At 69.3% G+C, this 9219-nt stretch carries 8 protein-coding genes; 7 read left to right on the top strand and 1 reads right to left on the bottom strand.

Translation table 11 applies throughout. The features are described 5' to 3' along the window. The first annotated feature begins 441 nt into the window (after nucleotides 1-441). Genes ACFY2X_RS47070 through ACFY2X_RS47045 form a run of 6 tightly spaced genes read left to right on the top strand, consistent with a single transcriptional unit; the run spans nucleotide 442 to nucleotide 6814 of the window. Nucleotides 442-1905: an extracellular solute-binding protein gene (locus ACFY2X_RS47070; protein WP_389951948.1), complete on the top strand. Its 1464-nt coding sequence runs from the start codon at nucleotides 442-444 to the stop codon at nucleotides 1903-1905. Continuing rightward, nucleotides 1906-2838 (top strand): carbohydrate ABC transporter permease, encoded by a 933-nt coding sequence (locus ACFY2X_RS47065; RefSeq protein WP_389951945.1) that lies wholly within the window; start codon nucleotides 1906-1908, stop codon nucleotides 2836-2838. Further along, the gene (locus ACFY2X_RS47060) at nucleotides 2835-3785 is read left to right on the top strand and encodes a carbohydrate ABC transporter permease (protein ID WP_389951942.1); all 951 of its coding nucleotides are present in this window, start codon (nucleotides 2835-2837) and stop codon (nucleotides 3783-3785) included. Before ACFY2X_RS47065 ends, ACFY2X_RS47060 begins: the two co-directional genes overlap by 4 nt. Before the next feature lie 11 nt (nucleotides 3786-3796). Next, on the top strand, nucleotides 3797-4825 hold the full coding sequence (locus tag ACFY2X_RS47055) for an NAD(P)-dependent alcohol dehydrogenase (RefSeq protein ID WP_389951940.1): 1029 nt from the start codon (nucleotides 3797-3799) through the stop codon (nucleotides 4823-4825). A gap of 4 nt (nucleotides 4826-4829) precedes the next feature. Continuing rightward, nucleotides 4830-5681, top strand: a complete 852-nt coding sequence (locus tag ACFY2X_RS47050; protein WP_389951938.1) for a DeoR/GlpR family DNA-binding transcription regulator — start codon at nucleotides 4830-4832, stop codon at nucleotides 5679-5681. A gap of 17 nt (nucleotides 5682-5698) precedes the next feature. Beyond that, nucleotides 5699-6814, top strand: a complete 1116-nt coding sequence (locus ACFY2X_RS47045; protein WP_389951935.1) for an ABC transporter ATP-binding protein — start codon at nucleotides 5699-5701, stop codon at nucleotides 6812-6814. Between the two features lie 67 nt (nucleotides 6815-6881). Here ACFY2X_RS47045 and ACFY2X_RS47040 read toward each other — a convergent pair whose 3' ends face one another. After that, entirely contained in the window at nucleotides 6882-8081 is a 1200-nt protein-coding gene (locus ACFY2X_RS47040) for an MFS transporter (RefSeq protein WP_389951933.1), read from the bottom strand. A gap of 160 nt (nucleotides 8082-8241) precedes the next feature. Here ACFY2X_RS47040 and panB point away from each other — a divergent pair, with 160 nt between their 5' ends. Beyond that, on the top strand, nucleotides 8242-9087 hold the full coding sequence (gene panB, locus ACFY2X_RS47035; RefSeq protein ID WP_389951930.1) for a 3-methyl-2-oxobutanoate hydroxymethyltransferase: 846 nt from the start codon (nucleotides 8242-8244) through the stop codon (nucleotides 9085-9087). The last annotated feature ends 132 nt before the right edge of the window (nucleotides 9088-9219 follow it).

Here is a 9219-nt window from a genome sequence, read left to right as displayed (position 1 = left end):
CACAGGGCGGGATCCACCTCGGTGCCCGGCGGGTGGCCCGCCCGGCCGGAACGGGCAAGACGCCCGGTGACGACGTCCCGGATCACGACTTTGCAGTTCTGGGTCGACGAATCGACGCCTGCGACCAGTGTCATCGCTACCTCACCAGCTCTCAGGCTCCGCGGCGGACGAGCGGCGCGGCTTCTTCCCCACGCTCTCCGTGACGGACGTCCTTCCGGGGCGGATCTCCGATCTCGCGTGCCCGTCAAAGCAGATCAGGCCCACATCCTGATAATCCCCCGCTGCGGTCGAGGCCGGACACCGGACTTCTCTCGACTAAGCAAAACCCAAAATATCATATTTTTTCTGGGAAAATATCACATATATGTTTAGGCCGATATTTCTATGAAATAAGACTGTGGTCGTTGCCCCCACCTGCAATGTCAGGAGGTGCGGTGAACAGTGGACCGCTATCCACCCCAGCCGAGCAGGCGTGACGTCCTTCGTGGCGCCTTGGCCGCCGGGACGTCGCTGGCTCTGACCGGGGGTCTGACCGCGTGCGGCTCCCGCAGCGATGTGCCACGAACCGCCGGCGGTGACCAATGGCGCCAGTTCCAGGGCGCCACCTTGAACTTCATCTCGGAGAACACCGCCCCCACCGCGGCCATCGCCGCGAACACCCGCCCGTTCACCGATCTGACCGGGATCAATGTCAACATCGTGACGCTCGAACTGACCGCGCTGGTCCAGCGGGTCGCCCTGGACCTGGCCTCGGGCCGGGCCCAGTACCAGGTGATCTACGCCGATCCCTACCAGGTGCTCGCGCCGTACCAGCGAGGGCTGGTGGACCTGCGTTCGTTGCAGGCCGATCCGAACCTGCCGGACCTGCCCGGCGGTGTCGCGGACTTCATTCCCGCCCAGATGGACGCAGCCGGGCGGTTCGTCGATCCTGACGCGGTCTACGCCCTGCCGTACGACGCGCCGACGATGATCTGGCAGTACCGGCAGGACCTGTTCGACAAGTATCGCGACCGCATGGCGCACGACCTCGGTTTCGACCCCGTCCCGGGCGGCGACCGGACGTGGGAGGAGTATTTCAAGATCGCCGAGTGGTTCAACAAGAACGCGACGTCGGACGTCAAGTACGGCACCGGGCACCAGGCCCGCCAGCACGACTCCCTGATGAACGACTTCAGCAACGTGCTGTGGTCCTACGGCGGAGCCTACTTCGACAACGGCAAGGAGGTAGGGCGCCTGGGGTCGCGGGATCCCGGCCCGTGCCGGCTCGACTCCGACGCCGCCATCGCGGGCGCGGAGTTCTACAACCGGCTGCTCGGCATCGCCGATCCCGCCTCGAAGACGTGGGACTGGGACGGCGTGGGCGCCGCGTTCCGCGCGGGCCGGCTGGCGATGTGCCCGAACTGGCACGAGTTCGCGGCCAGCAACGAGCAGGTGCTGCCCGGCAAGGTCGGCTACTCGGCGCTGCCCAAGGGGCCGGTCGGTACGGCCAACATGTACGGAGGCACGGGGGTGGGGATCAGCGCGAACACGCTTCCCCACGAGCGTGGCGCGGCCTGGCTGTTCCTCGTGTGGGCGACCTCGCCCCAGACGCAGCTCGCCAACCTCAAGAGCAAGGCCGGCGGGGGCACCCCCACGCGTACCTCCGTGTACGAGCTGCCGGAAGTGCGCGCGGCCGAGCACCGGCCTTCGGCGATGCCCAACATGCTGACGGCCGCGGCGATACGGCAGGCCTGGCAGCCCGACCGGATCGGCCTGCGACCCAAGATCCCGATGTGGAACGAGTGCAACACCGCGATCTTCACCCAGCTGTCCCGGATGCTCAGCGGAGGGGCGTCGCCCGAGGAGGCGATGCGTTCGATCAAGTCACGGGTGGACCAGATCGTGGCACGAGGGTGGGTGGCCTGAATGGCTCACGTAGCAGACTCCTCACCGGTGCTCCGCCGGCCCACCCGGCCGGAAACCGCCGCGAAGGAACCGCGCATCGGCTTCGAGGGCAAGATGATGACTCCCGGCCTGCTCCTGCTGGCCGCGCTGTCGATCGTGCCCTTCATCGCCCTGATCGCGATGAGCTTCTCCCTTGTCCGGCTGCTGGGCGGGGTGCGGCTCGAACTGGTGGGCTTCCGCAACTGGGCGCGTTTCTTCACCGACGCCGACCTGTGGATGTCGTGGCTTCGCACGATCATCTACTTCGTGCTGACCGTCGGGCTGGAGATGGTTCTGGGGGTGGGCATCGCGCTGTGCCTGTACCGGGTGCTGCGCGGCCGCAACATCATGCTCAGCCTGCTGCTGCTGCCGATGTTCGCCGCTCCCTCGATCGTCGGCCTGCTGGGGCGCTACCTCACCGACTCCACCTTCGGGCTCTACGCGTGGGTGCTGCGCTCCCTCGGCTACACCGGCGACATCCTCGGCAGCCCGGTCAGCGCCTTCGCCGCCGTCGTGCTGATGGACGTGTGGGAGTGGACCCCGCTGATCGCCCTGATCACCCTCGCCGGCCTGTCCAGCGTGCCCCAGTCGGTGCGGGAGGCCGCCGCCGTCGACGGCGCCCGGGGATGGATGACGCTGCGATACATCATCTTCCCGGCGATCTCCAACGTGTTGCTCGTCGCCCTGCTCATCCGCTCGATGGACGCCATCCGCTACTTCGACATCATCTGGGTCACCACCAACGGCGGACCCGCAGACGCGACAAAGATCATTCCAGTTCGGCTGTACGAGACCGCGTTCCGCTTCTTCGACCTCGGCTACGCCGCCGCCATCGGCCTGGCGATGCTGGCCTTCTCGATCTTCATCGCACGCACCTTCGTCCGGCTGCTGGACGTCAGGGGGTTGACCCGATGAGTACCTCGATGACACCACCGTCGTCCACGCGTCAGCAGACCGCGCCCGGCCAGGCCCCCCAGAGGGAAGGGCAGGTGATCGGCGCCGCCCCGCCGGGAGTGCCGCAGTCAGCGCTCGAGGAGAGCAGCCGGCGCTCGCGATGGGGCGTCGCGCTCCTCCTCGCCCTGGCCCTGATCTGGACGCTGGTCCCCCTGCTGTGGATGCTGCTGTCGTCGTTCAAGGGCCGCGCGGACGTGACCGCGGCCACTCCGCAGGTCCTGTTCACACCCACCGTGGAGAACTACGTCAACCTGTTCACCGGCCCCAACAACCTCGGGCCCTACATCTGGCACAGCGTGCTCGCCGCCGGGATCTCCGCGGTGCTCGCGGTATGCCTGGGCGCGCTCGCCGGCTACGGCCTGGCACGGACCTCGATGCACGGGAAGAAACACCTGGCCTTCTGGATCATCTCGACCCGTATGGCGCCCATCGCGGCGGTCGTGGTCCCGCTGTTCCTCATCTTCCGCGGGCTCGGCCTGATCGACACGATCCCCGGCCTGGTGCTGGCCTACCTGACCTTCAACCTGCCGTTCGCCATCTGGCTGATGAGCGCGTTCTTCGCCGAGGTGCCGCCGTCCCTGGAGGAGTCCGCGCTCGTCGCCGGCTGCACCCGCTGGCAGGCCTTCTGGACCGTCATCCTGCCGCTGACCAAGTCGGGGCTGGTCACCACCTTCGTGCTGTGCCTGGTCTTCGCCTGGAACGACTACGCGTTCGCCGTGGTCTTCTCCGGGCCGAACTCCCAGACCCTGCCCATCGCCGCCTCGCAGCTGGTCACCCAGACCGGCATCGACTGGGGCCAGCTCACCGCCATCGGCACGATCGTGGTCGTGCCGATGATGCTCGCCGGACTGGCCGTACGCCGCTGGCTGGTCACCGGGCTCACCCTCGGCGCCGTCACCGGAGAGTAGGGGCGCGGGCCATGACCGAGCAGACCATGCGCACCGCCGTACTGCAGGGCGTGGGCAAGATCATGCTGGAGGAGCGGCCCCGGCCCGAGCCGGGCCCCGGAGAGGTGCTCGTGCAGGTCGCGTCCGTCGGCACGTGCGGTTCCGACGTGCACTACTACGAGCACGGGAGGATCGGCGACTTCGTGGTGGAGTCCCCCCTGGTGCTCGGCCACGAGCCGTCCGGGACCGTGGTCGGCGCCGGGCCCGGGGCCGATCGTCACCGTCCGGGGCAGCGCGTCTCGCTGGAGCCGGGAGTGCCCGACTTCACCTGCCCGCAGTGCCGTGCCGGCCGGTACAACCTCTGCCCGCGAATGCGGTTCTTCGGCACCCCTCCGATCGACGGCGCCTTCTGCGAGTACGTCGTCGTGCACGAGGAGTTCGCCTATCCCGTCCCGAATGGCATGTCCGACGACGCCGCCGCGCTGATCGAGCCGCTGTCGGTGGGCGTGTGGGCCTGCCGCAAGGCGCGGGCCGGGCCGGGCACGCGCGTGCTCGTCACCGGCGCGGGCCCGGTCGGGCTGCTCTGCATGCAGGCCGCGCTGGCCTTCGGCGCCACCGACGTGATGATCACCGACGTCAACCCCGCCCGGCTCGGGCTGGCCCGTGATCTGGGTGCGAGCGTGACCCTCGACGTGCGTGAGAACCGCCTGGCCGACGCCGCGTTCGATCCTGACGTACTGCTCGAATGCTCGGGTCACCCGGCCGCCATCGGGGAGGCCGTCCGAGCGGTGGGACGGGCCGGGCGGGTCGTCCTCGTCGGCATGGGCGGAGACGAGATCCCCCTGCCGCTGTCTCACGTGCAGACGCGCGAGATCGAGGTGACGGGCACGTTCCGTTACGCCAACACCTGGCCAGCGGCCATCGCGCTGGCCGCCTCGGGACGCGTCCACCTGGACGCCCTGGTGACGGGGCACCATGGCCTGGCCGAGGTCGAGCAGGCGCTCACGGCCGGCGCCCGCGACCCCGAGCTGGTCAAGGCAGTCGTGCGGCCGCAGGAGTGACGGCATGGCCAGGGCCCGGACCACGACCGCCGGCTTGGAGAGGCGACGGCAGGCGGTGCTCGCCCGTGTCGCGGCGGACGGGGAGATGGACATCGCCCAGCTGGTGGAGGAGTTCGGCGTCAGCCTGATGACCATGCATCGGGACCTCGACGTTTTGGCCGGTCGCGCCCTGCTGCGTAAGTCCCGGGGCCGCGCGACGATCGTCCCGGCCGTCACGGTGGAAGTCGCCTCGGAACTGCGCAGGAGGACCAGACTGGCGGAGAAGGAGGCGATAGCCGAGGCCGCCCTGAGGGAACTGCCCCCGCGGGGAGTGATCCTCATGGACGACTCGACCACGCTGTTCCCGTTGGCCCGGCGCCTGGACGAGTGCGGCAGCTACACGGTGATAACGAACTCCGTGGGAATCGCACGCATCGTCGCCGCCACCGAGCGCAGCAAGGCGATCCTGCTCGGCGGTGACTACCAGAGCGCCTTCGACTCGACGACCGGACCCGAGGTGTCACGTGCTCTGCAGCGGCTCCATGCGGATCTCGCGCTCATGTCGGCGGTCGCGATCACCGGCGGCCGTCTCTACCACCCGATCCAAGGCTACGCCGCAGTGAAGGAGGCGATGCTCGACGCGGCCCAGCGGCATCTGCTGCTCGTGGACTCCTCCAAGTTCGGCCGCCACGCCCCCTTCAGCCATCGCGACGTGAGCGCCTACGACACCGTGATCACTGATCGAGGTGTGCCGCAGGACGAGGAGAGAACCGTTCGCAGGCTGGGCACGCGCCTGCTTCTCGTCGACCCCCGCGTGACGGCCGGCAGGCCCGCCGGATCCCCGGGCGAGCCCTTTCCGATGACTTCATTGAAATGACTTCCTGAGGAGGAACGATGGCCAGAGTTCTTTACGACGAGGCGACCCGCGTCTACCCCGGATCCCAGCGGCCCGCGGTGGACGCCCTTGACCTCGACATCCCCGACGGGGAGTTCCTGGTCCTCGTCGGCCCGTCCGGCTGCGGGAAATCCACCTCCCTGCGCATGCTCGCCGGACTCGAAAGGGTCGACGGCGGGAGCATCGCCATCGGCGAGCGTGACGTCACCCACCTGGCGCCACGCGATCGGGACATCGCGATGGTGTTCCAGAACTACGCGCTCTACCCGCACATGTCGGTGGCCGACAACATGGGTTTCGCCCTGCGGGTGATGAAGGTCCCCAAGGACGAACGTGACCGCCGGGTCCGCGAGGCCGCCCGCCTGCTGGACCTGGAGGAGTTCCTCGACCGCAAGCCCAAGGCGCTCTCCGGCGGCCAACGGCAGCGCGTGGCCATGGGCCGGGCGATCGTGCGTGAGCCGAAGGTGTTCCTCATGGACGAGCCTCTGTCCAACCTGGACGCCAAGCTGCGCGTGCAGACCCGCACCCAGATCGCCGCCCTGCAGCGACGGCTCGGGGTGACGACGGTCTACGTGACCCACGACCAGGTCGAGGCCATGACGATGGGCGACCGGGTCGCCGTCCTCAAAGACGGGATCCTCCAGCAGGTCGACACGCCGTTGCGCCTCTACCAGCACCCGGCCAACGTCTTCGTCGCCGGATTCATCGGCTCTCCGTCGATGAACCTGGCCGAGTTCCGCGTCGAAGGCGAGGAGGCGGTCCTGGGCGGGACACGGATACGGCTGTCCCGTGAGACGCTCCAGGCGCTCAAGGAGGAGGGCGGCGACCGCGTCGTCCTGGGCTTCCGCCCCGAGTCCATCGACGTGGTCGGCGACGAGGAGGAGGACCACAGGACCTTCCCGGTCATCGTCACCGTCGTCGAGGAGCTCGGCTCGGACGCCTTCCTCTACGGCCAGCACGCCGACGCGGCCTATCCGGGGCTCCTCGACCAGACCATCATCGCCCGGGTCGACCCCAACGCGCCGCCGGCCAAGGGCGACCGCGTCCGGTTGCGGATCACACCGGGCAAGGAACGCCTCTTCTCCGCGGTCACCGGCCTGCGGCTGCCCACCTGACGGCCGGCTCCGTCCGCCGCGTGGAGCGGGTGTGGAACGGGGCCGGCCGGGAAGGCGGTCGAACGGCTCAGGCGGGCACCGTCACCGGCGTCTTCTCGGCCGGAACGTCGGCGCGCCGCCAGAACGGCAGGGCGATCAGCACCATCAGCACGCTGACCAGGCCCGCGACGGCGAAGCCCCAGCCGGGGCCGGCGCCGTCGATGACCGTTCCGGCGATCGGCGCGGCGGAGGCACTCCCGACCAGCAACGCCGTGCCGTGCAGTCCCATCGCCTCTCCCCGGGCCCCGGCCGGAACCCAGCGGCTGAGGGTCTCGACCGTGGACGACAGTCCGGGGGCGCACAGCACCCCGCCCGGGAGGAGCGCCAGGATCACCCACCGCCAGTCGCCGCCCACCAGGCCCACCGGGATGGTCAGCAGGCCCATCCCGCCGATCAGGACCAGCGGCGAGGAGCCCCGGGGCAGCATGCCGTACACGAAGCCGCCGACCAGCGAGTAGGCGCACCACAGCGTGATCGCCAGCCCGGTCCACTCGGTGTCGCCCGTGTGCTTCATCGTCGCCACCAGCGACAGCTCGGTGGCCGTCAGCACGAAGGTGGCCGCGGAGACCGTGCCGAACAGGGCGATGACGCCCGGGGTCAGCCACTGCCGCCGCAGGACCTTCTCCGCCGGGGCCTGGAGCTCCTCGGCCGAGCGGACGGGCGGGTTCAGCACGAGCAGCGCCGTGCCGGAGCCGACCATGCCGACCGCGACGATGGACATGGTCCACGTGCTGCCGATCGTCGAGACCCCGGCGACGCCGAGCGCGGGCCCGGCCATGTAGGAGAGCTCGACGAGGATCGAGTCGAGGGAGAACCCTATCCGCCGCTGCTCGATCGGGACCATCGCGGCGAGGCTCTGCCTGATCACACTGAACACCGGCACGCTCAGCAGGCCCGCCACCCCGCTGGCGGCCAGCAGCGCGGGGAACGGCATCGCCCAGGCGGTGGCCCAGAAAACGGCCTGGGCGAGGGTCGTCACCAGCAGCACGGGGCGCAGACCCCGCCGGTCGACCAGCCGCCCGGACAGCGGTGCCCCGACGGCCATCCCTATCGTGCTGGCCATCGTGACCAGGCCCGCCTGCGCGAATCCGAGACCGAGACCGCTGACCACGTGCAGTGTCAGCGTGATCACCATGGCGGTGACGGGAACCCGGGCGAACAGGCCCACGAGCAGCAACGTCCGCACACCCGGAAGCGCCAGCAGGCGACGGTAAGGTTCTATAGCCATTGTTATTGCTTACCTCCGCATGCATTGTGTCGTATGGCACGGACTTTTCCCCACCGGATTACCGGTGGGGCCGGGGGTGTTTAACAAGCCGACCGCGTGCAATCATCGGAGACGTCCGGAGACGCCACTGGGGCGCTTCGAGACTTTCAGGAGGGTCTTCATGTCCTCTTCCGTCACCAGCCAGCCGACCTCCCTCTATGGCGGCCAGGCAGGACGAAGGATCACTGTCCGCGACATCTCCGCAGCCAAGGAAAGGGGCGAGAAGTGGCCGATGGTCACCGCGTATGACGCGATGACCGCCAGGGTCTTCGACGAGGCCGGCATCCCGGTGCTGCTCGTGGGCGACTCGGCCGCCATGGTCGTTTACGGATACGACTCGACGCTGCCGGTCTCGGTGGACGACCTCATGCCGTTGACGGCGGCCGTGGTGCGCGGCTCGTCACGCGCGCTGGTGGTCGCCGACCTGCCGTTCGGCTCCTACCAGTCCTCGCCCCAGCAGGCGCTGGAGACGGCCGCCCGCTTCATGAAGGAGGCCGGCGCCCATGCGGTCAAGCTCGAAGGAGGACGCCGGGTGCTCCCCCAGGTCGAGGCCCTGGTCTCGGCGGGCATCCCGGTCATGGGCCATCTGGGTCTGACTCCCCAGTCGGTCAACGCCTTCGGCGGCTACCGGGTTCAGGGTCGCGGCCAGTCCGGCGACGAGCTGATGGCCGACGCCAAGGACCTGGAGTACGCCGGGGCCTTCTCCGTGGTCCTGGAGTGCGTCCCCACCGATCTGGCCGAGCGGGTCACCACGTCCCTGTCGATTCCCACCATCGGCATCGGCGCGGGTCCGGCCACTGACGCCCAGGTCCTCGTCTGGCAGGACCTGATGGGCCTGACCCCGCGCCCGGCCAAGTTCGTCAAGAAGTACTTCGACCTGGCCGGGGAGATGGACAGGGCCGTCCGCGCCTTCGCCGACGAGGTCACCACCGGCGCATTCCCCACTCCCGAGCACAGCTACCACTGATCGGCGAGGGCCCGGTGGGGGGGGGGGGGGCCGGGGGGGGCCCCCCCGCACTCGCCCCCCGGCCGCGGCCGCCCCCCGGGCGCGCCGGCGCGCGGCAATAACCTTAAAAAACAGCGGACAACAGTAGGGAGG

It is taken from the genome of Streptosporangium sp. NPDC000396, from assembly GCF_042898655.1.
In the GTDB taxonomy this organism is placed as follows: Bacteria; Actinomycetota; Actinomycetes; order Streptosporangiales; family Streptosporangiaceae; genus Streptosporangium.
Note: the sequence above shows the minus strand (reverse complement) of the source record. Positions and strands in the feature narration are given on the sequence as shown.